Raw genomic sequence first — 26,251 nt, 5'->3', positions numbered from 1 at the left:
ATTTTTTTATAAAAATAAATTTTATAAAATTTTGAAAATTAATATCTGATAGGATCAATATCAATTATAAATTTAATTTTATTAAAATAAATAACTTTTTTTGCTATGTGAGTCATATTTTTTATAATAGAATGTAATTTACTTCTTGATAGATGCTGTAAAATTATTTGTTTACGAAAAAATATTGTTGGTTTATTTTCTAATAAATCAGTAGGTCCTATAATAAAAAAATCTTTATCATTAATATGATTTTGTATAAATATCTCTTTTATTCTATTAAGAAATGTTAAAATATTATTAATATTATATGCTTCAGCTATTAATATTACATGATTACTAAAAGGAGGTAATAACATTAATTTTCTTTCTTTCAAAAGAAAGTTTGCTAAATAATAATATTTTGCATAATTAATTAATTTATCAAAAAAATTATGTTGAGTAAAATTTGTTTCTATTATTATTTCTTTTTTTTTTTGTATTTCTAAATTATTTTTTAATATTCTAAAAAAATATTGAGAAAAATATTCTGTATAACGAAAATTATTTGTAAAAAAAATATAATCTACATTTATAAATACTATAAGAGTAATTTTTAATAAATTATATCTTTTTTGTATAAAAAAAGATGAATTTATAATTATAGCTGGTTTATCAATTAATTTGTTTTTATTTGTTAAAAAATTTTTTTCATTAATATATACTATACTGATAGTAGGAAATTTTTTGTTTAAAAATTGTATTATTTGAGCTATTTCTATTTTTAGAATAGAAATATTTGTAGATTTACACTTTAAACAATATTTAATTATTAAAATTATGTTTTGACAAAAAGAACAACATAATCTTTTTTTTTTTTTATAAAAAATATAATTATTATTACAAATCGAACATTTAGGAGTGTAATAACATACATTACATAAAATAGTATTTGTGTGTCCTATATTATTAATACATAATATTATATTATTTTTATTATCTAAATGTTTTTTAATAATATTTAACAATATATCAGAAATACTATTTGTAATCTTTTTGTTATTTATTTTAACTAAATTAAAATTATAATATTTGTTATATAATATATTTAGATACTTATCAGACAAAAATCTATATTTTCCAATATTAATATTATTTAATGTTTCTAAACTTGGAGTAGCAGAATCTAATATTATTGGAATATTTTCTATTTTAGCTCTTAATATTGCAATATCTCTTGTATTATATCTACACTGATTTGATTGTTTATATGTAATGTCATGTTCTTCACTTACAATAATTAAACCTAAATTTAAAAATGATGTTAATATAGAGTAATTTGTACCAATAATAATTGGTATTACACCATTTTTAGTATTTTTCCAAATAAAGAAATTTTCTTTATTAGAAGTTTGAGAATTCAATAAATATATAGAAACATTTAAATTTTTTGTTAAAAATTTATAAATATATGTAGAATAATATATTTTAGGTACTAAAATTAATATTTGTTTTTTTTTATATAATATAATATTAATTATATTTAAATATAAATTAATATTTTCAAGAAAAACTAAACTTCCTGATATGATCCAAGTTATAAAAATATTTATTTTGTTAAAAAATTTATTTAAAATATTATTAGTTTTTATAAAAATTGGTGAATTATTTAAATAATTTTGTTTTGTTAAAAAAGATAATGAGTTATATTTTTTTTCTATAAAACATAAATTTTTTTTTTGTAAAGATATCATTGTACTATTAGTTAAACCATAAAAAGAAATTTTTTCATAATTTATTTTGATTATTTTTAATATATTTAATGCTATTTTTTGTTTTAATGATTTTATTTTTTTAAAATTTGTTTTTAATAATTTTTTATTTAAAACCCAATATAAATTATAAAAAATATATTTAGAATATATTTTTTCTCTTAAATAAATAGGAAGTATTTGAAAAAGTATTGCACCAATAGAATATTGATAATATGTAGCTATTTTATTAGCAAAATTCCATATTTCAGGATTAAAAAGTGATTGATTATCTAAAATTTCTTTTAAATATTTTAATTTACATTTAGGTATATTTGTATTATTTTTAATATTAATTACTATACCAATATATTCTTTATTTTTAATATGAATTATTACTCTACTTCCTAATTCTACATTCACATTTATAGAATTTGGTAATAAATAATCAAATATTTTATCAAATACTTCATTATTAAGTACTATTTGAATTATTTTCATAATATATAAAAAATTTTTATAAAAAATAAAAATGTTATTGTTGTATCAAAAATAATATTTATATACAATAAAATTTAATCGTAAATAATAAAATTATATTTTTAATATTAAGTGGTAATTATAAATGAAAAAAAATATTCATCCAGAATATAATAATATTACAGCAAAATGTTCTTGTGGTAATATAATACACACTAAATCAACATTAATAAACAAAAAAAAAATAAATTTGGATGTATGTAATAAATGTCATCCTTTTTATACTGGTAAACAAAGAATAATAGACACTAAAGGAAGAGTAGAAAAATTCAAGAAAAAATTTAAACATTCTAAAATATTAGGTTAATATATATTGTATATAAATATTAATTAATCAATAATGTTAGAATTTAATAATAAACATTATTGATTAATAATAAAAATTTATTTTATTTTATTTTCTTTATATATTACATGTTTTCTTATAAAAGGATCAAACTTTTTAAGTTCTAATTTTTTAGAATTTGATTTTTTATTTTTTGTAGTTGTATAAAAATGTCCTGTACCAGCTGATGAAATTAATTTAATTATATTTCTTGATTTTTTAGCCATAAATATAATCCTAATTATATTTTAATATGAATTTTTTAATATTATTTTTTCAATTCCTTGTTTATCTATAATACGCATACCTTTTATAGATACACGTAAAGTAATAAATTTTTTTTTGCTGCTTATCCAAAATTTATGATAATGTATATTTGGTAAAAATTTTCTTTTAGTTGCATTCATTGCATGTGAACGATTATTTCCTTTCATAACTTTTTTACCTGTTATTTGACATATTTTAGACATATATAATCCTTTTAAAAAAATTTAAATACAGAAATAATATTTTGAAATAATTAATTGTATTTTAATATGCCCAAAATAATTTAAAAATTAATATTTAATTATGGGCATATAAAAAATATTATAAAATTATATTATATTATTTTTTTTCTTTAGCAATAATTACCATAGCTGGTCTTAGTAATCTTTTATTTAAAGTATAACCTTTTTGTATAACTTTTATTATATAATTATCTTTTATTTCATTAGATTCTATAATAGACATAGCTTGATGTTTAGATGGATTAAAAGGAATATTTATTTCATTTATAATATCTATTCCGAATTTTTTTATTGTATTTAATAATGATTTTAAAGTTAATTGGATACCTTCAATTATAGATTTTTCAATAGTATTATTTTTTGAACTAATTTCAGAAGCTTTTTCTAAACTATCAATTACAGGTAATAATTCATTAATAAACTTTTCTAATGAAAATTTGTAAATTTTTTCTATATCTAATTGAGATCTACGTCTAATATTATCTACTTCAGCCTGTGAACGAAGTCTAATATCTCTTAAATTATATTCATAATTTTTTAGTTTATTTTCTAATTCAAAAATACGTAGTTGATATAAACTATTTTTTTCTTGAATATTTTCTATAGTACTTTCATTTTCTACAATGTTTTTTTTTGTATTTTTAATTTTTTCATTTTGTTCATTTTCAATTTTATTATCTTCTTTTTTTATATTATTTATTTTAGAATTATCTAATGGTTTTTTTTTAATCATTTTTTACTCCATTTATATTATTTATAAATATATAATTTGATTAATGTTATATTAATAATAATTAATTTTTTAAAAATATATTGAATATAATTTATAATTTTTCAAAAAATTAATCAAAAATTAATTATTATACATATAAAACATATACAATAAAATATTATTGAAATTTTAATAATAAATACTTACAGAGATAATTTTATGAAATATAAAATAATTTTTATATTACCTTTTATTTTAATGTTATCTAGTTGTACAATCTTTAAAAGAGTAATATATCAAGAAAATACTTATCAAGGAAATTTTTTAGACATTAATCTAATTAATAAAATTAAAAAAAATATGTCTAAAAAACAAATTATTGATATATTAGATTATCCATATATTATTTTTTATAAAAAAAACAATACTATTTGGTATTATATTTTTATTAAAAAATTAAATAATAAATTACAACAAAATACTATTATTTTAATATTTAATAATAAAAATAAATTAATTGATATAAAAATAAATTTAATTAAAAATTAATTATATATGATATAATTTATTATATTTTATGATAAATTATAGTTAATACATATATAAATTATATAAAATATGATATATATCTAATGAAAAAAAAAAATATATTATTTTAAATAAAAAAATATATCATGATTTTTTTATTAAAAAAGAAATAGAAGCAGGAATTATATTACAAGGATGGGAAGTTAAATCACTAAGATTTAATAATATCACTATTAATAATAGTTATGTCAGTATACTACATAATAGTAATAAAGTATTTTTATTAAATTCTCATATTAATCCTTTAAATACTATTTGTAATCATATAAAATATAATCCTGTAAGAAAAAGAGAATTACTTTTAAATAAAAAAGAAATTTTTCTATTAAAAAATTTTTTAAATAGTAAAGGTTTTACTATTGTAGTTGTAAGTTTATATTGGAAAAAATCTTGGTGTAAGTTAAAAATAGCTGTTGCAAAGGGTAAAAAACAGTATGATAAACGACATTTATTAAAAAGTAAAGAATGGAATATAGATAGAATGCGTATAATTAAAAAAAATATTAAAATTTAAAAATAAGGGGCTGATTTTGGATTCGACAGAATTATGAAACTTTAGAGATCATGTCAAGGTTGTACGGTTGGCCTTGTAAAAAAACGTATAAATTTAGTTGCAAAAAACAAAAATTACGCTTTAGCAGCTTAAAATACTGTAAAGGCCCTGTTGCTTATTATTTTTCTCTTTGATAAAAGTTTATGGGTTATATATAAAAGAGATCGTATATAATTTGTCTAAAATTATATATTAAAAAACAGACTATACGATATAGAACTTTGTTCATCAGTTTATTTCGTTGAATAAAAAGAGATGATACTAAACATGTAAATATCTACAGCATAATAGTTTTGGACGGGGGTTCAAATCCCCCCAGCTCCATAATTAATAATATTATTAATTTAAATTATTTGTTAATTTTTTTTGGAGGTTTTTCTTTGATTTTGTTTTAAATATTTTTTTCTAATTCTAATAGACATAGGAGTAATCTCAACTAATTCATCGTCATTTATAAATGTTATTGCTTCTTCTAAAAGCATTTTTTTAACAGGGATTAAATTAATAGCTTCATCATTACCAGAAGCTCTCATATTTGTTAATTTTTTACCTGTCAAACAATTTACAGTTAAATCATTATTTTTATTATGAATACCTATAATCTGTCCTTCATAAACTTTTTCACCATGTTTAATAAATAATTTACCTCTAGATTGTAAATGAAATAGAGAAAATCCTACAGCATTACCTTGACTATTAGAAATAAGAACACCATTTCTTCTTTGTCCTACTGATTCAGATAAAACTTTATCATAATGACTAAAAAAAGAATGTATAATTCCGGTTCCTGATGTTACATTTAAAAATTCATTTCTAAAACCTATTAATCCTCTACTTGATATAATAGATTCTATTGTAACTCTATTATTTATATCATATGTTATATTTTTTATAATAGCTTTTCTATCGCTAATTAATTGAATTATATTTCCTTTTTTATTATTCTCGAAATTTAAAATTAATTTTTCAAATGGTTCTTTTAACATACCATTCATAATATGGTTAATAACTTTCGGTTTAGAAACAGCTAATTCAAATCCTTCTCTTCTCATATTTTCTATTAAAATTACTAAATGTAGTTCACCTCTTCCTGAAATACAAAAAACATTATAATTATTAGTTTCTTTTACACAAAGTGCAATATCATATAAACATTCTTGTTCTAATCTATGTAAAATTTTACTAGATGTTATATATTTTCCTTCTGTACCGGAAAATGGAGAATTATTAACATGAATAAATATATTTATTGTAGGTTTATCTATTATTAATGGTGGTAATGGATTATTATTATTAATATCACATATTGTATCAAAAATTTTAATATTTTCAAATCCATTACCAGCAACACCAACTATATCTCCAGCTTCAGCATTATTGGAATTTATCTGATGTAATCCTATATTATAAATTAAATGTAATATTTTAGATTTTATCATTTTTCCTTTTTGATTAGTTACTAAAACTAATTGATTAATTTTAATTTTACCTCTTTTAATTAATCCAATTGCTATATTACCTATATAATTATTATGTTCTATTTGGGAAATTTGCATTTGAAAAGGTTTATTAATATCAATTTTTGGTTTAGGAACATATCGAATAATTGATTCATATAATGCATTCATATTATTATTTATTTGGTTAATTTCATAACCTGATGTTCCTTTAATTCCAGAAGTATATACAATAGGGAAATCTAGTTGTTTATCAGATGCATTTAAATTAACAAATAAATCAAATATTTGATTAATAACCCAATCAGGACGTATATTTTTTCTATCTATTTTATTGATTACAATAATAGGATTTAAATTATGATTAAATGCTTTTTGAGTAACAAATCTGGTTTGTGGCATAGGTCCTTCAGTAGCATCTACTACTAATAAAACAGAATCAACCATAGATAATATACGTTCGACTTCAGCACTAAAATCAGCATGACCAGGTGTATCAATTATATTAATTTGGTATTTATTCCAAAATATAGATGTATTTTTTGAAAAAATAGTAATACCTTTTTCTTTTTCTAGATCATTAGTATCCATAAAACGTTCTTTTATTTCTTTATAAAAAGAATTTTTTTTATTTTGATAATTATCTGATTGTTCTAATAATTTATCTATTAAAGTTGTTTTACCATGATCAACATGCGCTACAATTGCTATATTTCGTATTTTTTTCATAAATCATCCTTATTTATTAATAATTAATTAACATAATATTAAATATATAGTGTATATTAATTAAAAATTTTATTTAAAACATTAATTATGATAATTAATTTTCAATCTATTAATTTTATTAATAGTATTTTAAGTATAAATGAATTAACATATGATTATGGTAATGAAATTGCTTTTATTGGATATACTAATGTTGGAAAATCAACAATAATTAATTTATTATTTAATCAAAAAATTGCTAGAACTAGTAAAACTCCCGGATGTACATGTAGAATTAATATTTTTAAAAATGATCAAGAAATTCGTTTTTTAGATTTTCCAGGTTATGGATATAGTAAATTTTTAAAACAATCAATTTTTAATACTTATGATTTTTTTCAAAAATATATTTTAATTAGAAATTCTTTAAAAGGTATAATTCTTATAATTGATATACGTTTTTTATTTAGAAAAATAGATTTAATTCTATTACAAATATTTATTAATAAAAAAAAATCAATTTTAATTATTTTAAATAAGTCTGATAAATTATCTAATATTTTAATTAAAAAAAAAATATATGAAATAAAAAAAATTTTAGTAAATCTAGATTTACTAAATAAATTTGATATGAAAATAAAAATTGTAACTTGTTCAGCATTAAAAAAAGAAAATTTACGGAATATAAAAAAATCAATTAATTTTTTAATTAATAATTAAATATTTTTAAATATTAAATAAAATTAATATTTTTATTTTTAATATTATTAATTAATTTTTGAAATTCATATTTTTTATATAAATGTAATAAATGTTTTTCATTTGGTTTATAATATATATATAAATTATTTAAGTCTATATTAATATTAATATTTGTTTTAATTTTTGTTAATTTATGTGAAAGAAAAGCTAATTTTTTATTATTTAATAAACATTTTTTTATATATTGTACTTTTTTAATATTTAAATTATTTATAAAATTTATATTTTTATAAATACATTTTAAATTTCCTATATTATTTATAAGATAAGCACTTATTTTTTTTCCAATACCTTTTACACCAGGTATATTGTCTATAGGATCTCCTTGTAATGCCAATAAATCACTTATCATATTTGGCATTACACCATATTTATTATATATTTCATTAGGACCTGAAATAAAATTATTAACAGGATTAATTAAATTAATATCATTAGATACTAATTGAGCCATATCTTTATCTATACTAAAAATAGAAACAAAATAATTATTTTGAACTGCTTTTATAGCAACAGTACCAATGATATCATCTGCTTCAATATTTTTCATAGATATTATATGATATCCCATAGATTTTATAATATTATATAAAGGTTTTATTTGAACAATTAAATTTTTTGGCATTCTAATACGTTTTAATTTATAATTATTAAATATTTTTTTTCTAAATGATTTACCAACAGAATCAAAAATAATAATAATATAATTATGTAAATTATTATTAATAATTTTATTAAACATATTTAGAAAACCATATATTGCTCCTGTAGGAAAGCCTCCACTATTCATTAAATTAGGTAAAGCATAATAAGCTCTATATAAATAAAACGATCCGTCTATTAATATTAGTTTTTTTTTCATATATTATATATTTTTATAAAAAATATTTTATCAAAATTTACATTATTTAATTTTCTTTTTTTAAAAGAACTTTTATAAGATTTATATAATCATTAAGAAAAATATTTGTAGATGTAAAATTTAATGAATCTAATATTATATGGTATTTGTTATTAACTACAATAAATGGTATTGATGTAACATTCCAAGCGTTAGCTAATTCTATTTGTTTTGCATTTAATGCTTTAACTATAAAACTATTCCATGCTGCATCATAAATATTTTTGTCTATATTAGCTGCTTTAATAAATATTTTTTTCATAGTTGAATAATTATAAATTTTATGAGATTTTTGTATACCTTCAAATATTGCTATAATAACTTTATTTTCAACATTTAACGCTATAGCTATACTCCAATTATAAGTAGCTAATTTAGCTAATTTTGTATCTCCCATACTATCTATATGATATTTTTTAATTTGTAAATTTTTTAAAAAATTTTTAACTAGTAAATTTTTTGTTTGAGTCATATTATAAAAATCATAACAATGAGGACATAAAAAAGAAAAAAATTCTGTAATTGGAGTTTTAGGATAATGAATTATTTTTGGAGATTTTTTTATTAATTCATAATGTACATCTTGTATATATTTTGTAGCTGATAAACAAACGTTAGAAAAAATTAATAAAAATAAACTACCGCAAAACAGTATGTATTTTTTAATATTCATATTTTTTTCAAATAAAATTTTTAATTATAAATATAATAAACTAAAATATTAAATTAATAAAATTATTTTTTTATTAATTTGATGTTTTATATTTAATTTAATTCAAATATAATTTTTTATTAAACATAATAATTTTATATAAAAAATATTTATTTGAATTTTTTTAAAATAGAAATTAAATGTTTTATATCTTTAGGTAAAGATGAATTAAACTTTAATAAATAATTATTTATAGGATGCATAAATTCTAAATAACACGCATGTAATGCTTGTCTTTTTAATATTTTATTAATTAAATATTTTTTATTATTAATTGTTATAATATTCATTTGAGATTTATTATTATATATAGGATCACCTACAATACTATGATTAATATATTCTAAATGTACTCTAATTTGATGTGTACGTCCAGTATGTAATCTAATTCTTAGGTGACTATGCATTTTAAATACATGTTTTAAAAAATATTGTGTTATTGCTTTTTTACCTTTATCAGTTACATTCATACGTATATTTTTTTTTTTATAAAATTTTTTTATTGGATGGTTAATAATATCATTGTATTGAATAATACCATTTACTATAGCTTCATATTCTCTTATAATTTTATGTTGTTTTAAAGCTATTTTTAAATTCATATATGACAACATTGTTTTTGCTATAATTATTAATCCGGTTGTATTTTTATCTAGTCTATGAATAATACCAGCTCTTGGTAAATCTCTAAGAAAAGGATAATAATATAATAAAGCATTAAATAATGTTTTATCTAAATTACCATTTCCTGGATGTACTACTAAATTTGAAGATTTATTTATTATTAATAAATAATTATCATTATAGATGATATTTAATGGAATATTTTGTGCTTTCCACAGAATTCGTTCTTGTGATATTTTAATATCGACTTGTATTTTATCTCCTGTAAGAATTTTTTTTTAGGTTGATTTATAATAATATCATTAATCTTTATATTATTATTAATAATCCAATTTTTTATTTGAGATCTTGAAAATTGAAAGAGTTTTTTAGTAAGAAATATATCTAATCTCATTCTATTATCAGATTTATAAACAGTTTTACTTAATTTTATTGTATTCATAAAATTTAATTTTATTAGTAATAAATAACATAATATAGTAAAAAATATTATTGTTAAATAAAAAATTTTATTTTTAAAGACTAAAATATGAAAAAAATTATAATAAAAAATATTTTTTGTAAAATATTAATAGTTTCATTATTAGTAATAATAACTAATTGTTCTCAATATAAACATATTAATAATAAAAAAAAAATTGTAACAACAAATTTTTTTATTAAAACTAAATATTTAGAAGCAAATAACAATTTGTTTAAAAAAAACTATACAGAGGCAATGTTACAATTTGAACAACTTGATAAATTATATCCTTATAGTAAATATACTGAACAAATTAAAGTTAATTTAATTTATTTATATTATTTAAATAAAAGATTTATTTCTGCTATAGATTTATTTGATGAGTTTATTAGAATATATCCTATATCAAAATATACAGATTATTTACTTTATATAAAAAGTTTATCAGAAATATCACTAGATAATAATAAAATGCAATATTTATTTAGAATAAATAGAAATGATTGTAATCCTTTTTATGCTAATCAAGCTATATATGACTTACAGTTGTTAGTTAAAAATTATCCTAACAGTATTTATATACCTTTTATTAAAAAAAGATTAAAATTTTTAAAAAAACGTTTAGCATTATATGAATTAAATGTAATTCAATTTTATTTTAATAAAGAAATGTATATATCAGTGGTAAAAAGATGTGAAATGTTAATTAAAAATTATCCTTATACTTCAGAAAGTATTTTAGCATTAATAATAATGGAAAAAACATATAAAATTCTTAATGTAATTTAATCAAAATATGTTTTAAATATTTAGAAACTTAATATTATAACTAATATTAAGTTTCTAAAAATTAAAATTAATATATATTAGTTTTAATTATTAATATGTCGTAAAATATTATTACTTTTTAAATATAAAGATTTTATATAAAATTTAAACCAATGTTTTATTTTATAAAATAATTTTATTAGTTCTGTTTTATTTTTTTGTTCAATTAATGATAAAATATAATTTGATTTTTTTAAATAATTTTTTATTAATTTTATATTATTATGAGATGACATTAATATGTCAGCATATAAATCAGGATTTTGTGAAAAAAATCTTCCTGTCATAATTAAATCTACATTATATGCTGGAGAAGAAAATTTTAATAGTTCTTTTACTTTAATACTTTCTGTAGATAAATTAAAACTATGAACCAATATAGAAAAATATCTTAACGATTGAATAAAAGACATATATTTATCATGTTCTATTTTATCCATACATTTTAATTTTACTCCCCAAATTTTTATTTGTTTTAAAAACCAATTATAAGATTCAGGATAACGACCATTACAATATATTATTATTTTTTTTGCTAAAATATTATTTTCAGGACTAAACATTGGATGCAATCCAAGTACAGGACCATTATGTTTTTTTAACATTTTTTGTATTGGTTCATTTTTTATTGAAGTAACATCTACTAATATACATTCTTTAGATAATACAGGTAATTTTTTAATTACATCATCTAACGATGATATAGGAACACTAATTATTACCATTTTTACATTTAAAAAAAAACTATCTATATTTTTATTCCAATCTTCTTTTTCTAAAATATTAACTTTATATCCAGATAATATTAACATTTTTTTAAATAATTGTCCCATACCACCTCTACCACCAATAATTAATATTTTTTTTAAATCTGGATTTAATGTTCTAAAACCATTTTCATTTTCATTTATATAAGATTCGTACATTATACGATATAATATATCTTTAATTAAATTTGGAGATACTCCTAGTTTTTGTGCTTCTTTACTTCGTAAATCTATTATTAATTTTTCACGTTCTGGAATATAAATAGGAAAACCATAAAAACTTTTTAATATTCCTATTTTTTTGACTAACTTTAAACGTTCTGATAAAAGATTTATTAAATTTGTATCTAATTTATCAATTTTATTACGTAATGTAATTAATTTAGTTACCGTATTTTTTTTAGTCATATTAATTGTTACATCTTATTATAAAAAACGTAATGGAAGTATTTTATTTAGTTTATTATAAATTTTATGTAAAATATTTTCTGTTGTTTCCCAACTAATACAACCATCTGTAATTGATATCCCATATTTTAATTTATTATAATTATTTATATTCATTAATTGATTACCTTCATTAATATAACTTTCTAACATTATTCCTATAATAGAATTATCACCTTTTTGAATTTGAGAGATGATAGAATCAACAACAATAGTTTGACGTTTAAAATTTTTATTTGAATTATTATGACTACAATCTATCATGATATTAGATTGTAATCCTGCTTTTATAAGGTTATTATTACATTCTTTTATATCTTTTTCATGATAATTAGTTTTTTTACCTCCACGTAAAATTATATGACAATTTTGATTTCCTGATGTTTTGATTATACAAACTAATCCTTCTTGATTAGAACTAATAAAATTATGTGATATAGATGCTGCTTTAATAGCATTAATAGCAGTTGTAATATTTCCGTTTGTATTGTTTTTAAATCCTAATGGCATTTCTAATGAAGATGCTAATTCTCTATGAATTTGAGATTCAGTAGTACGTGCTCCAATAGCAGACCAACTAAATAGTTCACTTAAATATTGTGGAGTATTAGGATCTAATATTTCTGTAGCTAAAGGAATTCCCATTTCGTTTAATTTTAGTAATAATTTACGTGCAATATATAATCCTTTATTAATATTATAAGAATTATTCATATAAGGATCATTAATTAGTCCCTTCCATCCAATAATTGTACGTGGTTTTTCAAAATAAACACGCATAACTATATATATAGTTTTATTTAATTCTAAAGAAATTTTTTTTAATAATTTAGCATATTCTAAAGTTTCTTTAATATTATGAATAGAACAAGGACCACAAATAATTAATATTCTAGAATCTTTTTTATTAATTATATTACATATAACTTGACGTGAAAATAATATTTGTTTTTTTATGTTTTCTGTAATAGGTAATTTTTTTTTTAATTCTTTAGGAGTAATTAAATTTTCTTCTTTAGTAAAATTATTACTAATATTATTTTGCATAATTAAATAAACCTCAAATATTATAGTAATGTTATTTATTACAAACGTAACATATATATATTAAAATACATAAATACTTATTTAAAAAATATTTTAACTATTAAAATAATTTAAATATGTTTTAATAATAACATTATTTAAATAAATATATTTATATAAAGGAATAAATAAAATTTATGGTAAAAAAAATTCAAAAAAAAAAAGAAAGATCTATAGAATTATATAAATTCGCTGAAAACGCTTATTTAAATTATTCAATTTATGTTATTTCAGATAGAGCATTACCACATATTGGTGATGGTTTAAAACCTGTTCAAAGAAGAGTTATATATGCTATGTCTGAATTAGGATTAAAATCTTCTTCTAAATTTAAAAAATCTGCTAGAACTATTGGTGATGTAATTGGGAAATACCATCCACATGGAGATGTAGCATGTTATGAAGCTATGGTATTAATGGCGCAATCTTTTTCTTATAGATATCCTTTAATAGAAGGACAAGGAAATTGGGGTTCTCCTGATGATCCTAAATCTTTTGCTGCTATGAGATATACAGAGTCTCGTTTATCAAAATACTCTGATTTATTATTAAATGAAATTGAAAAAGGAACTGTTGATTATGTTTCTAATTTTGATGGTTCATTATTAGAACCTAAAATACTTCCTGCTTGTTTACCTAATATTATTTTAAATGGTGCAATAGGAATTGCTGTAGGAATGGTTACAGATATTCCACCACACAATATTAAAGAAGTAGCAACAGCTATTATTAAATTAATTGATTATCCTGAAAGTACATTAGATGATATACTAAAAATTATTCAGGGTCCAGATTTTCCAACTGAAAGTGAAATTATTACTTCTAAAAAAGAACTGCGTAAAATATATGAAAATGGCAAAGGATCTATTAGATTAAGATCTTTATGGTGTATAAAAAACAATTCTATAATAATAACATCATTACCATATCAAGTTTCAGTTATACGGATAATAGAGCAAATAACTACACAAATAAGAAATAAAAAATTACCAATGATTGAAGATATAAGAGATGAATCTGATTATGAAAATCCAATAAGAATTGTTATATTTATTAAAAATAATTATAATTATTTAAAATTAGAAAAAATTGTACATCATTTATTTTTTATAACTGATTTAGAAAAAAGTTATCGTATTAATTTAAATATGATAGGTTTAAATAATAAACCTTCTATAAAAAATTTATTAGAAATTTTATCAGAATGGATTTTATTTAGAAGAAACATAGTCAAAAAACGTTTAAATTTTTATTTAAATAAATTAATAAAAAAAATACATATTTTAAAGGGTTTATTAATAGCTCATAATAATTTAGAAGAATTAATACAAATTATTCGTTTAAATTTAAATCCTAATTCTATAATTCAAAAGAAATTTAACATGTCTAAATTACAAATAGAAACTTTATTAAATTTAAAATTACGTGCTATTACATTAATAGAAAAAAAAAAAATAATTGATGAACAATATCAATTAGAAAAAGAACATAAACATATTAGTGATATATTGTCATCAAAAAATAAAATGAATGCTTTGTTAAAAAAAGAAATATTATTAACTATAAGTAAATATTCAAATAATCGTCGTTCATTATTAAAAAAGTATAGTGAAGCTAAATTATTAACTGAAAATGAATTATCAATATCTAATGAACCTATTACTGTAATTTTATCTAAAATGGGTTGGATTAGATCTGCTAAAGGACATGCTATTGATCCCATGAATTTAAATTACAAATCTGGAGATTCATTTTTTATTTCTGTTAAAGGTAAAAAAAATCAGACAATTGTATTAATTGATTCAAAAGGACGTAGTTATAGTATAGATACCATTTCTTTACCACCATTACGTAGTCAAGGTGAACCATTATCAAGTAAATTAAAAATACCTCATGGTTCTATAATAAAAAGTATATTAATGGAAGAAAATAATAAAGAAATTTTATTATCTTCTAGTTCTGGTTATGGTTTTTTATGTAATTTTAGTGACTTAATTGCATGTAATAGAAATGGTAAATCTTTAATGATACTTTCTGAAAAAGCAGAAGTTTTACCTCCTTTAATTATTAATGATAAAAAAGATATGATATTAGTTGTATCTTCTATAGGAAGATTTTTATTATTTCCAATTAATATTCTACCAAAATTATCTAAAGGTAAAGGTAATAAATTAATATTAATTGATAATAAAAATTTTGTTCAAAATAAAGATAAGTTAGAATGGATATTCGTTATTAATAGTAAATCAGTTATTTTTGTTGAATTAAATAATCAACAACTTAAATTAAAATTTAAAGAATTAAAAAAATTTTATATGAATAAAAATCATAAAGGTTTTTTTTTAGATACAAAAGAAAAAATAAAAAATATCTTTTTAGATAAAAAAAAAGAAAATTAAATTTTATTAAAAATAATAATATTAGTTAAATGATTTTTTATTTATTTTAATTTTAAATATAAAATATTATATTAATTAAAAAAATATTGTTAAATATTAACAATAACTAATTAAAATTCATAATAAAATATGTTTTTATTTATAAAAAATATTTTTTATGTTCTTTAATAAAAAAATTTTTTCATCTTGAAAAATTCTTTTATATAAAACTTTATATTATTAATTTTAAATTTAACTAATATAATTTTAATTAAATATTCAATATAAAATCCAAATAATTATTAAATAATATAATAATTAAAATTATTTATTCATATTTATTGCATTTATTATTATTTAAGGATAAATAATTATTAATAATAAATATTATTTTAAAAATATTTTTCAATATTTAAAATATTTAGCATTATTATAAATAATAGTAATTATTAAAGGTAGGTTAGAATAAAATGCGAGTATTGAAATTTGGTGGAACATCATTATCAAATGCAAAAAAATTTTTAATGGTAGTAAACATTATTTCTAATTATTCAAAAAAAGAAAAATTAGCTATAGTATTATCTGCATCTTCAAAAATTACAAATTATTTAATATTAATAATAAAAAAAGCTATAAAAAATGAAGCTTTTCAAATAGATTTTATAAAAATAAAAAAATTTTTTTCAAATTTAATTCAAGAACTTTCTTATGAAGAAAAATATTTGAATATTAATAATATTAAAAAAAAAATAAATATTATTTTTTTATTATTAGAAAATTTATTGAATGGTGTTAGTTTATTAAATTTTTGTCCTGATATAATTTATGCTAAAATATTAGCACAAGGAGAAAAATTTTCTGTTATTTTTATGAAAGAATTATTAATTTCTAAAAATTATAATGTTTATATCATAGATCCAAAAAAATATTTATTAGCTAAAGGCGATTATTTAGAATCTAAAATTAATATAAATATTTCTTCTCAAAGAATAAAAAATATTAATTTATTAGATATTGATATTATCTTAATGGCTGGTTTTACTGCTTCCAATAAAAATAATGAATTGGTTTTATTAGGTCGTAATGGTTCAGATTATTCAGCATCTGCTTTAGCATCTTGTTTAAATGTGAAATATTGTGAAATTTGGACTGATGTAGATGGAATCTATACGGCTGATCCTAATTTTATAACAAGTGCTAAATTATTACCATTTATATCTTATAAAGAAGCAACAACATTATCTTACTTAGGAGCTAAAGTAATTCATTATAATACGATTTCTCCTATATCTAAATACAAGATACAATGTATAATAAAAAATACAATGAATCCACAATCTTCAGGAACACTTATAAGTGAAAATAATCATTTTCCATTAATAAAAAGTATTACTGAACAAAAAAATGTAGTGATGTTTTATGTTTCTAGTAAAAAAACTAAAACAATACAACATATAATGCCAAAAATATTAGATATTATCTTTAAATCAAAAATATTAATTTTATTAATGATACATTCATCTTCTAAACATGGCATATATTTTTATATTTTTAAAAAACAAGCAAATTATTTTAAAATATTAATAGAAAATAATTTTGTTTTAGAATTTAAAAACAAATTAATTAATCCTTTATATTTTATAGAAAAACTATCTATTATTTCTTTAGTAGGTGATAAAATAAATAATTATATTAATATAATAATGAAATTTTTATATGTTTTTAAAATTACTAAAACTAATATTTTAACTATTTCACAAAATTTTTTACAAAATTCTATCTCTATAGTAATAAAAAATAATTATGTAGATGCTATTATGAAATTAGCACATCAATTATTATTTTATAAAGAGAAAGTGATAGAAGTATTTGTTATAGGTATTGGAGGAATAGGTAGTACATTACTAGAACAAATAAATAATCAACAAAAATTATTAAAAAGTAAATTTATTAATATTAAAATTTGTGGTATTTTCAATTCTAAATCTTCTTTAATAAATATTAATGGTATTAATTTAAAAAATTGGTTTTTACAAATTAAAAATAATTATAATAATTATACAATAGAAAATTTTATTTCTAATATTAAAGAATATAAATTTATTAATCCTGTTATTATAGATTGTACTTCTTCACAAAAAATAGCTCATCAATATATTAATTTTTTTAATAATGGTTTTCATGTAATAGCTACTAATAAAAAAGCTAATACATCTTCTTTAAAATATTATAAAGATTTACGTATAATAGCTAAAAAAAATAACTGTAAATTTTTTTATGAAACTAATGTAGGTGCTGGTTTACCTGTAATTTTTAATTTACAAAATTTAATAAATACAGGTGATAAATTAATTAATTTTACAGGAATATTATCTGGATCTCTTTCATTTATTTTTGGAAAATTAGAAGAAGGTATATCTTTATCTAAAGCTACATATATGGCAAAAGAAATGGGTTTTACAGAACCTGATCCACGAATTGATTTATCAGGTATAGATGTTGCTAGAAAACTTCTTATTTTAGCTAGAGAAATTGGTTATGATTTAGAATTAAATGATATTCAGATAGAATCTATTATTCCTAATAAATTTAATAATTTAAATTCAGTCAAAGAGTTTATGTCTTTATTGCCAGAATTAGATGCAAATTTTGAAAAAAAAATACAAAATGCTAAAAAAGAAAATAAAGTGCTTCGTTTTATAGGTAGTATAAATAAATATGGTACTTGTAAAGTACAAATTTTACAAATAGATAAAAAAAATCCTTTATTTGAAATTAAAAATGGTGAAAATGCTTTAGCTTTTTATAGTAAATATTATCAACCAATACCTTTAGTATTAAGAGGTTATGGAGCTGGAAATAAAGTTACTGCTTCAGGAGTATTTGCTGATTTATTACGTATTATTATTTAATAAAAATAGGAATTTGAAGTAATGATAAAAATCTATGCTCCTGCTTCTATTGGAAATATAAATGTTGGATTTGACTCATTAGGTATAGCATTATCTAGATTAGATGGAGGAATTTTAGGTGATTATGTGTCAATTACATCATCTAAAAAATTTATATTAATAAATAAAGGATATTTTTTAAATGATTTACCAAAAGATTTTTATAAAAATATTATTTTTCATTGTTGGTCAAAATTTTGTAATAAAATAGGTAAAATAGTGCCATTAAAAATTATTTTAGAAAAAAATGTACCTGTAGCTTCAGGTTTAGGTTCAAGCTCTTGTTCTATAGTAGCTTTTTTAAAAGCTATGAACTTATTTCTCAATAATCCCTTAAATGATAATGAATTATTAATCTTAATGGGAGAATTAGAACAATCATTATCTGGTAATGTACATTATGATAATGTTGCTCCTTGCTATTTGGGTGGAATTAAATTAATACTAATAACAGATAATTTAATTATTCAAGATATACCAGTATTTGATAATTGGTTTTGGGTTATCATATATCCTGGAATAAAACTTTCAACTTATGATTCTAGAAAAATTCTTCCTAATTATTATAAAAAAAATATTTGTATTAAACAAAGTCAATATTTAGCAGGATTTATACATGCAAGTCATACTAAACAAGAATTACTTGCAGCAAAATTAATGAAAGATTTTATCGCTGAACCATATAGAAAATCTCTATTACCTCATTTTGAAAAAATTCGTAAAATTTCTAAAAAATTAGGAGCTTTAAGTTATGGTATTGCTGGATCTGGACCAACTATATTTAGTATATTTAATAATTTGAATATTGCAAAAAATATGGTTAAGTGGTTAAAAAAAAATTATTTACAAAATCAAAAAGGCTTTGTATATATTTGTATAGTTAATAAAAAAGGTACACAAATAATGGAGACAAAATGAATTTTTATAATATAAATAATTATAAAGAAATAATAAATTTTAAACAAGCACTCAAAATAGGATTAGGTAAAAATCAAGGGTTATTTTTTCCAAGTTTTATACCTAAAATTAATTTAAAAAATATTAATCAAATACTAGATATGGATTTTATTAATCGCAGTAGTTATTTAATATCTTTATTTATCAAAGATGAAATTTCTTTAAAAAATTTAACAAAAATTATACATAAAGCATTTAATTTTCCATTAAAATTAATTAATATTAAAAATAATATTTTTTGTTTAGAATTATTTCACGGACCAACTTTATCTTTTAAAGATTTTGGTGTTCGTTTTATGTCACAAATATTAAATTATTTTACTGAACAAAAAAAAATTATTATTTTAACAGCTACATCTGGTGATACTGGAGCAGCAGTTGCTCATGCTTTTTATAATATAAATAATATTGAAGTTATAATTTTATATCCTAAAAATAAAATTTCTGTTTTACAAGAAAAATTGTTTTGTACTTTAGGTAAAAATATAAAAACAATTGCTATTGAAGGAAATTTTGATGATTGTCAAAAATTAGTTAAACAATCTTTTGAAGATACTTATTTAAGAAATAAAGTTATTCTTAATTCTGCAAATTCAATTAATATCAGCAGATTAATAGCTCAAATATGTTATTATTTTGAAGCTTTTGCTAAAATTAAAAAAAATAATAGAAACAATGTTATTGTTTCTATACCTTGTGGTAATTTTGGTAATTTAACTGCTGGATTAATAGCCAAATCAATGGGTTTACCTATAAAAAAATTTATAGCTGCTACTAATTCTAATGATACAGTTTTAAGATATCTTAAAAATGGTATTTGGAAACCTAAAAAAACTATTACAACATTATCTAATGCTATGGATGTAAATAATCCAAATAATTGGCCACGTATATTAGAATTATTTAAAATAAATAATTGGAATTTAAATAGATTATCATCTCAATCTATATCAGATAATCTTACTGAGAAATCTATAATAAAATTATATAATAAATATAAATATATTACAGAACCACATTCTGCAATTGCATATCATGCTTTGTCTTCAAAAATAAAATGTCAAGAAGATTTTGGAATTTTTTTGGGTACTGCACATCCAGCAAAATTTCAAGATTATATAGATAAAATCTTAAAAATAAGAATAAAATTACCAATTGTGTTGACTAATTATATAAAAAAAGAAAATTTGTCTTATAATTTTCCAAATAATTTTACTTATTTTAAAACTTTTTTAATAAAAAATTATATTTAATAAATTTATTATTTATTATATTTAAATATATAATTTAAATTTGTTTATATTAATAATTATTTATTATAAAAATATTAATTTATTTACATATTATGTTTACTTAATATATTATCAATAAATTAACTTTAATTATAAATTATAAATTATGATTTTTACAGATCATTATATTAATAACTTATCTTTTTTTACATTTCAAATATTTGCTATTATAATTAGTTGCACTGTTATGTTAGTATCACATTTTTTAGGAGGTCGTTCTTATGGCATAGATAAAAATATACCTTTTGAATCTGGAACTTGTTCTTTTGGTAATTCTCAAATAAAAATTTTTATTAAATTTTATTTAATAGCTATGTTTTTTGTGATTTTTGATGTTGAAGCATTATATTTATATATATGGTCTATTTCTATTAAAGAAACTAAATTAGAAGGATTTATAGAAGGATTATTATTTATAATAACAATTTTAATTAGTTTATTTTATTTATTTAAAGTAAATGCTTTGAATTGGAAATCTAAAAAATAATTTTTAATTTTTTATTAAAAGTATAATAAACATTATATTATGAAATATATTCTTACTAAAACAAATATTAATAATAAAAAAATATATCCATTAGAAGAAAAAAAAAATATTAATAATGATCCGATTGAAAATCAAATTAATCAAAATATATTTTTAGGTAATTTAAAAAAAATTACTCATAAAATTATTAATTGGGGCAGAAAAAATTCTTTATGGCCATATAATTTTGGTCTTTCTTGTTGCTATGTTGAAATGACTACATCATTTACATCTATTAATGATATATCTCGATTTGGATCAGAGGTTTTAAGATCATCTCCTAGACAAGCTGATTTTATGGTTATAGCAGGAACATGTTTTCTTAAAATGGCGCCTATTATACAAAGATTATATGATCAAATGTTAGAGCCTAAATGGGTAATTTCTATGGGAGCATGTGCTAATTCTGGTGGAATGTATGATATATATTCTGTAGTTCAAGGAGTAGATAAATTTTTACCAGTTGATGTTTATATTCCAGGATGTCCTCCTAGACCGGAAGCATATATTCAAGCTTTATTATTATTACAAAAATCTATTAATGAAGAAAGACGTCCATTATCTTGGATAATGGGTGATCAAGGAATATATAAACCTAAAATGACATCACAAACAAAACTTAAAAAAAATGTAAAATTACGTTCTCCTGAAAAAATTTAATTAATTTATTTATTATTTGTTAAATTAGTAATTTTGTTATTATTGAAATAATAGATGGAATATTTATGAATAATTCAAATAATAATTTAGAAAAAAAAATGTCAATAAATAAAATTTGTTCTAAATCTTTAGCTAATAGTTTAAATGATTCAATAATTAAACAATTAGACAATTATTTCGGACCAAAAAGTTTTTTAATACAAAATAATAAAAATATAAATATGCCATTAGTCATTTGGATTAAAAAAAAAAACTTAATATGTTTTATAAAATTTTTGTATAAAATTTATAATCCATATAATATGTTATATGATATTCACGGTGTAGATGAAAGACTACATCATAATAAATTTAATTTAATATTAAAAATGGATTTTTCTTTGTTTTATCATTTCATTTCAATTAATAGAAACATTGATTTAATAATTAAAGTTCCATTAATAAAAAATGATTTATTTGTTGATAGTATAACAGAATATTTTGTTAATGCTAATTGGTATGAAAGAGAAATATGGGAAATGTTTGGGATTAATTTTATTAATCATCCTCATTTATCTCATATTCTTTTACCGTATAATTGGGATAGTGGTTATCCTTTACGTAAAGATTTTCCTGCGAGAGCAACTGAAAATGAATTTTATACTTTATCTAAAAATAAATATAAAATAGATATTGAAAATACAAAATTTAATCCAGAAGAATGGGGAATAAAAGTTAATAATAAAAATTATGATTATATGTTTTTAAATTTAGGTCCAAATCATCCTTCTGTACATGGAGCTTTTAGAATAATTTTACAATTAAATGGAGAAGAAATTATAGATTGTATACCTGATATAGGATATCATCATAGAGGTGCAGAAAAAATAGCTGAAAGACAAACTTGGCATACTTATATTCCATATACAGATCGCATTGAATATTTAGGTGGTTGTATAAATGAAATGCCTTATATTCTTGCGGTAGAAAAATTAGCAAACATTATTGTTTCAGATAGAATTAAAGTTATCAGAATTATGTTATCTGAATTATTTCGTATTAATAGTCATTTATTATATTTATCTACTTTTATTCAAGATGTTGGTGCTATGACTCCTGTATTTCTTGCATTTACTGATCGGCAAAAAATATATGATATAATTGAAGCTATTACAGGTGCTAGAATGCATCCTGCATGGTTTAGAATAGGTGGTTTAGCAAATGATTTACCAAAAGGATGGAATATATTATTAAAAAAAATATTAAAATGGTTACCTAAAAGATTACAAATTTATAAAAAAACAGCTTTAGAAAATAGTATTTTAATATCTCGATCAAAAAATGTAGCATCGTATTCACAAAAAGAAGCCATACAATGGGGGATTACAGGTTCTGGATTAAGAGCTACTGGTTTAAATTTTGATGTACGTAAGTGGAGACCTTATTCTGGTTATGAAAATTTTGATTTTGAAATTCCAGTAGGCAATAATATAAGTGATTGTTATTCTAGAGTTATATTAAAAATGGAAGAAATATGGCAAAGTTTACATATTTTACAACAATGTTTAAATAATATGCCTTCAGGACCATTTAAAGTAGATCATCCTTTAACAACTCCGCCACGAAAAGAAAAAACATTAAAAGACATTGAGACATTAATTACTCATTTTTTACAAGTTTCTTGGGGACCTGTGATACCTCCTAATGAATCATTTCAAATGATAGAAGCAACCAAAGGTATTAATAGCTATTATTTAATTAGTGATGGTAATGCTACTAGTTATCGTACAAGAATAAGAACTCCAAGTTTTGCTCATTTACAACAAATACCTTCAGTTATTAAAGGTAGTTTAATATCTGATTTAATTACATATCTAGGCAGTATTGATTTTGTTATGTCTGATGTTGATCGTTAATATAAACTATGAATAAAATAATTAATAAAAAAAAATATATATTAAATAGAAAAGATCTAAAAATAATTAATAAAATAAAATCTCATTATGAACATAGTCATGCAGCTTCTATTGAAGTATTAATATATTTACAAAAACAATATGGTTGGATATCTGATGATATAATTTATATTGTTGCTAAATTATTAAATATTTCACCAGCTGAAATTGATAGTATTGCAACATTTTATAGTCAAATTTTTAGATATCCAGTAGGAAAATATATTATTAAATATTGTGATAGTGTTGTATGTTACATAACAGGATATGAAAAAATTTTAAAAATCATAAAGCATAAATTAAAAATTATTCCTGGTGAAACAACTGTTAATGGTTTATTTACTTTATTACCTATATGTTGTTTAGGTTTATGTGATAAAAGTCCTAGTATTATGATTAATAATCAAATTTATACTTCAGTATCAAAAAATGATATCAATCAAATTTTGGATAAATATATTAATGAAAAAATTAAATCTTAATGAAGAAAATCATCCGTTAACATGGCGTATGAGACATGATAATAAACCAGTTTTTTCAAAAGAATATATTCAAAAAAATGGTTATATTGGTTTAAATAAAACATTAAAGAATATGATTCCAGAAGAAGTTATTAAATTAATTAAAAATGCAGAGTTAAAAGGTAGGGGAGGTGCAGGTTTTTCTACTGGATTAAAATGGAGCTTAATGCCTAATAAAAAAGATAATTCTGAAATTCGATATTTATTATGTAATGCAGATGAAATGGAACCTGGAACTTATAAAGATCGTTTTTTAATAGAACATATTCCTCATCAATTAATAGAAGGTATTATCATTAGTGCTTTTGCAATACAAGCTAATCAAGGATATATTTTTTTAAGAGGAGAATATATAACATGTGCTAAAATTTTAGCTGTAGCAATCAAAGAAGCTTATACATTAGGATTTTTAGGAAAAAATATCTTAAATACAGCATTTAGTTTTGAACTATATATGCATATAGGAGCAGGTAGATATATTTGTGGTGAAGAAACAGCATTAATTAATTCATTAGAAGGTAAAAGAGCTAATCCTAGATTTAAACCTCCTTTTCCTTCTTCTATTGGATTATGGGGTAGGCCTACATGTATTAATAATGTTGAAACTTTATTTAATATATCTAGTATATTAATAAATGGTTCTGATTGGTATAAAAATATTTCTAAAAGTAAATATGATAATGGTACAAAAATGTTAGGTTTTTCTGGAAATGTTAAAAATCCTGGAGTATGGGAATTACCATTTGGTACTAGTGCTCGTGAAGTATTAGAAAAATATGCTGGAGGTATGAAAAATGGATTAAAATTAAAAGCTTGGCAAATTGGTGGTGCAGGAACAGGATTTTTAACTGAAAATCATTTAGATATACCTATGGATTTTATTAGTTTTCAAAAAATAGGTAATAGATTAGGTACTGGATTATCTATGGCTATTGATAATAATATTAATATGATATCTTTAGTGAAAAATTTAGAAATATTTTTTGCAAGAGAATCTTGTGGATTTTGTACACCATGTCGTGAAGGATTACCATGGATTGTAAAAATATTAGATAAATTAGAAAAGAAAAAAGGTCATATTAAAGATATAAAATTATTAAAAGAAGTTAGTACTCAATTAATAGAAGGAAAATCTTTTTGTGCTCTTCCTATTGGTGCTATAGAACCATTAAATAGTGCACTAAAATATTTTTTAAATGAGTTTGAATTAGGAATATCGCAGTAAATATAAAATTATATATAAATTTTTTATCATAAATTTATATATAAAAATATTAAATAAATAATAAAATATTTATTTTAATAACTTACTGGAATATATTT

At 19.5% G+C, this 26,251-nt stretch carries 25 protein-coding genes and 1 other RNA gene; 15 read left to right on the top strand and 11 right to left on the bottom strand.

Annotated elements, in window-relative coordinates; translation table 11 throughout:
* Window positions 1-38 precede the first annotated feature (38 nt).
* Window positions 39-2,228, bottom strand: a complete 2,190-nt coding sequence (gene priA, locus GJT81_RS02125) for a replication restart helicase PriA (RefSeq protein ID WP_169785677.1) — start codon at window positions 2,226-2,228, stop codon at window positions 39-41.
* Window positions 2,229-2,352: 124 nt separating this feature from the next.
* Here priA and rpmE point away from each other — a divergent pair, with 124 nt between their 5' ends.
* Window positions 2,353-2,574 (top strand): 50S ribosomal protein L31, encoded by a 222-nt coding sequence (gene rpmE / locus GJT81_RS02120; RefSeq protein ID WP_169785676.1) that lies wholly within the window; start codon window positions 2,353-2,355, stop codon window positions 2,572-2,574.
* A 77-nt stretch (window positions 2,575-2,651) separates the two neighbouring features.
* On the opposite strand, the gene rpmG is transcribed toward rpmE, so the two are convergent.
* The 3 genes from rpmG to grpE all read right to left on the bottom strand — a co-directional run bounded on the left by rpmG (window position 2,652) and on the right by grpE (window position 3,834).
* A complete protein-coding gene (gene rpmG, locus GJT81_RS02115; protein WP_169785675.1) occupies window positions 2,652-2,819 on the bottom strand; it encodes a 50S ribosomal protein L33 in 168 nt (55 codons plus the stop codon).
* Window positions 2,820-2,840: 21 nt separating this feature from the next.
* Complete coding sequence (gene rpmB, locus GJT81_RS02110) at window positions 2,841-3,062, bottom strand: 50S ribosomal protein L28 (RefSeq protein WP_169785674.1); 222 nt, start codon at window positions 3,060-3,062, stop codon at window positions 2,841-2,843.
* A gap of 136 nt (window positions 3,063-3,198) precedes the next feature.
* Window positions 3,199-3,834, bottom strand: coding sequence for a nucleotide exchange factor GrpE (grpE, locus tag GJT81_RS02105; RefSeq protein WP_169785673.1), 636 nt, complete (start codon window positions 3,832-3,834; stop codon window positions 3,199-3,201).
* Window positions 3,835-4,032: 198 nt separating this feature from the next.
* Between grpE and GJT81_RS02100 the strand changes: the two genes are divergently transcribed.
* The 3 genes from GJT81_RS02100 to ssrA all read left to right on the top strand — a co-directional run bounded on the left by GJT81_RS02100 (window position 4,033) and on the right by ssrA (window position 5,281).
* Window positions 4,033-4,362 (top strand): outer membrane protein assembly factor BamE, encoded by a 330-nt coding sequence (locus GJT81_RS02100; RefSeq protein WP_169785672.1) that lies wholly within the window; start codon window positions 4,033-4,035, stop codon window positions 4,360-4,362.
* Window positions 4,363-4,438: 76 nt separating this feature from the next.
* Window positions 4,439-4,915 (top strand): SsrA-binding protein SmpB, encoded by a 477-nt coding sequence (gene smpB, locus GJT81_RS02525; RefSeq protein ID WP_169785756.1) that lies wholly within the window; start codon window positions 4,439-4,441, stop codon window positions 4,913-4,915.
* Window positions 4,916-4,921: 6 nt separating this feature from the next.
* Window positions 4,922-5,281, top strand: a transfer-messenger RNA (tmRNA) gene (ssrA, locus tag GJT81_RS02090).
* 29 nt (window positions 5,282-5,310) lie between these two features.
* On the opposite strand, the gene typA is transcribed toward ssrA, so the two are convergent.
* Window positions 5,311-7,140, bottom strand: coding sequence for a translational GTPase TypA (gene typA / locus GJT81_RS02085; RefSeq protein WP_169785671.1), 1,830 nt, complete (start codon window positions 7,138-7,140; stop codon window positions 5,311-5,313).
* A gap of 87 nt (window positions 7,141-7,227) precedes the next feature.
* On the opposite strand from typA, the gene yihA reads away from it, so the two are divergent.
* Window positions 7,228-7,839, top strand: a complete 612-nt coding sequence (yihA, locus tag GJT81_RS02080; protein WP_169785670.1) for a ribosome biogenesis GTP-binding protein YihA/YsxC — start codon at window positions 7,228-7,230, stop codon at window positions 7,837-7,839.
* Between the two features lie 13 nt (window positions 7,840-7,852).
* On the opposite strand, the gene GJT81_RS02075 is transcribed toward yihA, so the two are convergent.
* The 4 genes from GJT81_RS02075 to GJT81_RS02480 form a co-directional block, all read right to left on the bottom strand.
* Complete coding sequence (locus tag GJT81_RS02075; RefSeq protein ID WP_169785669.1) at window positions 7,853-8,743, bottom strand: 5'-3' exonuclease; 891 nt, start codon at window positions 8,741-8,743, stop codon at window positions 7,853-7,855.
* 46 nt (window positions 8,744-8,789) lie between these two features.
* Window positions 8,790-9,455, bottom strand: a complete 666-nt coding sequence (locus GJT81_RS02070; protein WP_169785668.1) for a DsbA family protein — start codon at window positions 9,453-9,455, stop codon at window positions 8,790-8,792.
* Window positions 9,456-9,604: 149 nt separating this feature from the next.
* The gene (locus GJT81_RS02065) at window positions 9,605-10,390 is read right to left on the bottom strand and encodes an RluA family pseudouridine synthase (RefSeq protein ID WP_425591451.1); all 786 of its coding nucleotides are present in this window, start codon (window positions 10,388-10,390) and stop codon (window positions 9,605-9,607) included.
* Window positions 10,309-10,512 (bottom strand): S4 domain-containing protein, encoded by a 204-nt coding sequence (locus GJT81_RS02480; RefSeq protein WP_247645449.1) that lies wholly within the window; start codon window positions 10,510-10,512, stop codon window positions 10,309-10,311. Before GJT81_RS02480 ends, GJT81_RS02065 begins: the two co-directional genes overlap by 82 nt.
* Window positions 10,513-10,647: 135 nt before the next feature.
* On the opposite strand from GJT81_RS02480, the gene bamD reads away from it, so the two are divergent.
* A complete protein-coding gene (gene bamD, locus GJT81_RS02060) occupies window positions 10,648-11,370 on the top strand; it encodes an outer membrane protein assembly factor BamD (RefSeq protein WP_169785667.1) in 723 nt (240 codons plus the stop codon).
* A gap of 83 nt (window positions 11,371-11,453) precedes the next feature.
* Here the strand turns inward: bamD and tyrA are convergent, their stop codons facing one another.
* Window positions 11,454-12,584 carry a bifunctional chorismate mutase/prephenate dehydrogenase gene (gene tyrA, locus GJT81_RS02055; RefSeq protein WP_169785666.1) on the bottom strand — a complete coding sequence of 377 codons (1,131 nt, stop codon included), beginning with the start codon at window positions 12,582-12,584 and terminating at the stop codon, window positions 11,454-11,456.
* Between the two features lie 18 nt (window positions 12,585-12,602).
* The gene (locus GJT81_RS02050; protein ID WP_169785665.1) at window positions 12,603-13,670 is read right to left on the bottom strand and encodes a 3-deoxy-7-phosphoheptulonate synthase; all 1,068 of its coding nucleotides are present in this window, start codon (window positions 13,668-13,670) and stop codon (window positions 12,603-12,605) included.
* A gap of 176 nt (window positions 13,671-13,846) precedes the next feature.
* On the opposite strand from GJT81_RS02050, the gene parC reads away from it, so the two are divergent.
* The 9 genes from parC to nuoF all read left to right on the top strand — a co-directional run bounded on the left by parC (window position 13,847) and on the right by nuoF (window position 26,153).
* Complete coding sequence (gene parC, locus GJT81_RS02045) at window positions 13,847-16,108, top strand: DNA topoisomerase IV subunit A (protein ID WP_169785664.1); 2,262 nt, start codon at window positions 13,847-13,849, stop codon at window positions 16,106-16,108.
* A 449-nt stretch (window positions 16,109-16,557) separates the two neighbouring features.
* Entirely contained in the window at window positions 16,558-18,999 is a 2,442-nt protein-coding gene (thrA, locus tag GJT81_RS02040; RefSeq protein ID WP_169785663.1) for a bifunctional aspartate kinase/homoserine dehydrogenase I, read from the top strand.
* A 21-nt stretch (window positions 19,000-19,020) separates the two neighbouring features.
* Entirely contained in the window at window positions 19,021-19,956 is a 936-nt protein-coding gene (gene thrB, locus GJT81_RS02035) for a homoserine kinase (RefSeq protein WP_169785662.1), read from the top strand.
* Window positions 19,953-21,248: a threonine synthase gene (thrC, locus tag GJT81_RS02030; protein ID WP_169785661.1), complete on the top strand. Its 1,296-nt coding sequence runs from the start codon at window positions 19,953-19,955 to the stop codon at window positions 21,246-21,248. Before thrB ends, thrC begins: the two co-directional genes overlap by 4 nt.
* Before the next feature lie 142 nt (window positions 21,249-21,390).
* Complete coding sequence (gene ndhC, locus GJT81_RS02025; protein WP_425591450.1) at window positions 21,391-21,774, top strand: NADH-quinone oxidoreductase subunit A; 384 nt, start codon at window positions 21,391-21,393, stop codon at window positions 21,772-21,774.
* Window positions 21,775-21,813: 39 nt separating this feature from the next.
* On the top strand, window positions 21,814-22,473 hold the full coding sequence (locus tag GJT81_RS02020) for a NuoB/complex I 20 kDa subunit family protein (protein ID WP_169785659.1): 660 nt from the start codon (window positions 21,814-21,816) through the stop codon (window positions 22,471-22,473).
* 98 nt (window positions 22,474-22,571) lie between these two features.
* Window positions 22,572-24,368, top strand: a complete 1,797-nt coding sequence (nuoC, locus tag GJT81_RS02015) for an NADH-quinone oxidoreductase subunit C/D (protein WP_169785755.1) — start codon at window positions 22,572-22,574, stop codon at window positions 24,366-24,368.
* A gap of 8 nt (window positions 24,369-24,376) precedes the next feature.
* Entirely contained in the window at window positions 24,377-24,889 is a 513-nt protein-coding gene (gene nuoE / locus GJT81_RS02010; protein ID WP_169785658.1) for an NADH-quinone oxidoreductase subunit NuoE, read from the top strand.
* Window positions 24,870-26,153 carry an NADH-quinone oxidoreductase subunit NuoF gene (gene nuoF, locus GJT81_RS02005; RefSeq protein WP_169785657.1) on the top strand — a complete coding sequence of 428 codons (1,284 nt, stop codon included), beginning with the start codon at window positions 24,870-24,872 and terminating at the stop codon, window positions 26,151-26,153. Before nuoE ends, nuoF begins: the two co-directional genes overlap by 20 nt.
* Window positions 26,154-26,251: the final 98 nt, after the last annotated feature.

Source organism: Enterobacteriaceae endosymbiont of Plateumaris consimilis, assembly GCF_012563145.1.
Classification (GTDB): domain Bacteria; phylum Pseudomonadota; class Gammaproteobacteria; order Enterobacterales; family Enterobacteriaceae.
Note: the sequence above shows the minus strand (reverse complement) of the source record. Positions and strands in the feature narration are given on the sequence as shown.

What these genes read in the sequence shown, in the direction of transcription:
- rpmB (WP_169785674.1), bottom strand. Translation starts at nt 3,062, where the DNA reads ATGTCTAAAATATGTCAAATAACAGGTAAAAAAGTTATGAAAGGAAAT.
- nuoE (WP_169785658.1), top strand. Translation starts at nt 24,377, where the DNA reads ATGAATAAAATAATTAATAAAAAAAAATATATATTAAATAGAAAAGAT.
- GJT81_RS02020 (WP_169785659.1), top strand. Translation starts at nt 21,814, where the DNA reads ATGAAATATATTCTTACTAAAACAAATATTAATAATAAAAAAATATAT.
- nuoF (WP_169785657.1), top strand. Translation starts at nt 24,870, where the DNA reads ATGAAAAAATTAAATCTTAATGAAGAAAATCATCCGTTAACATGGCGT.
- typA (WP_169785671.1), bottom strand. Translation starts at nt 7,140, where the DNA reads ATGAAAAAAATACGAAATATAGCAATTGTAGCGCATGTTGATCATGGT.
- priA (WP_169785677.1), bottom strand. Translation starts at nt 2,228, where the DNA reads ATGAAAATAATTCAAATAGTACTTAATAATGAAGTATTTGATAAAATA.
- thrC (WP_169785661.1), top strand. Translation starts at nt 19,953, where the DNA reads ATGAATTTTTATAATATAAATAATTATAAAGAAATAATAAATTTTAAA.
- grpE (WP_169785673.1), bottom strand. Translation starts at nt 3,834, where the DNA reads ATGATTAAAAAAAAACCATTAGATAATTCTAAAATAAATAATATAAAA.
- GJT81_RS02050 (WP_169785665.1), bottom strand. Translation starts at nt 13,670, where the DNA reads ATGCAAAATAATATTAGTAATAATTTTACTAAAGAAGAAAATTTAATT.
- thrB (WP_169785662.1), top strand. Translation starts at nt 19,021, where the DNA reads ATGATAAAAATCTATGCTCCTGCTTCTATTGGAAATATAAATGTTGGA.
- yihA (WP_169785670.1), top strand. Translation starts at nt 7,228, where the DNA reads ATGATAATTAATTTTCAATCTATTAATTTTATTAATAGTATTTTAAGT.
- parC (WP_169785664.1), top strand. Translation starts at nt 13,847, where the DNA reads ATGGTAAAAAAAATTCAAAAAAAAAAAGAAAGATCTATAGAATTATAT.
- GJT81_RS02070 (WP_169785668.1), bottom strand. Translation starts at nt 9,455, where the DNA reads ATGAATATTAAAAAATACATACTGTTTTGCGGTAGTTTATTTTTATTA.
- nuoC (WP_169785755.1), top strand. Translation starts at nt 22,572, where the DNA reads ATGTCAATAAATAAAATTTGTTCTAAATCTTTAGCTAATAGTTTAAAT.
- bamD (WP_169785667.1), top strand. Translation starts at nt 10,648, where the DNA reads ATGAAAAAAATTATAATAAAAAATATTTTTTGTAAAATATTAATAGTT.
- rpmG (WP_169785675.1), bottom strand. Translation starts at nt 2,819, where the DNA reads ATGGCTAAAAAATCAAGAAATATAATTAAATTAATTTCATCAGCTGGT.
- GJT81_RS02100 (WP_169785672.1), top strand. Translation starts at nt 4,033, where the DNA reads ATGAAATATAAAATAATTTTTATATTACCTTTTATTTTAATGTTATCT.
- GJT81_RS02075 (WP_169785669.1), bottom strand. Translation starts at nt 8,743, where the DNA reads ATGAAAAAAAAACTAATATTAATAGACGGATCGTTTTATTTATATAGA.
- thrA (WP_169785663.1), top strand. Translation starts at nt 16,558, where the DNA reads ATGCGAGTATTGAAATTTGGTGGAACATCATTATCAAATGCAAAAAAA.
- GJT81_RS02480 (WP_247645449.1), bottom strand. Translation starts at nt 10,512, where the DNA reads ATGAGATTAGATATATTTCTTACTAAAAAACTCTTTCAATTTTCAAGA.
- rpmE (WP_169785676.1), top strand. Translation starts at nt 2,353, where the DNA reads ATGAAAAAAAATATTCATCCAGAATATAATAATATTACAGCAAAATGT.
- tyrA (WP_169785666.1), bottom strand. Translation starts at nt 12,584, where the DNA reads ATGACTAAAAAAAATACGGTAACTAAATTAATTACATTACGTAATAAA.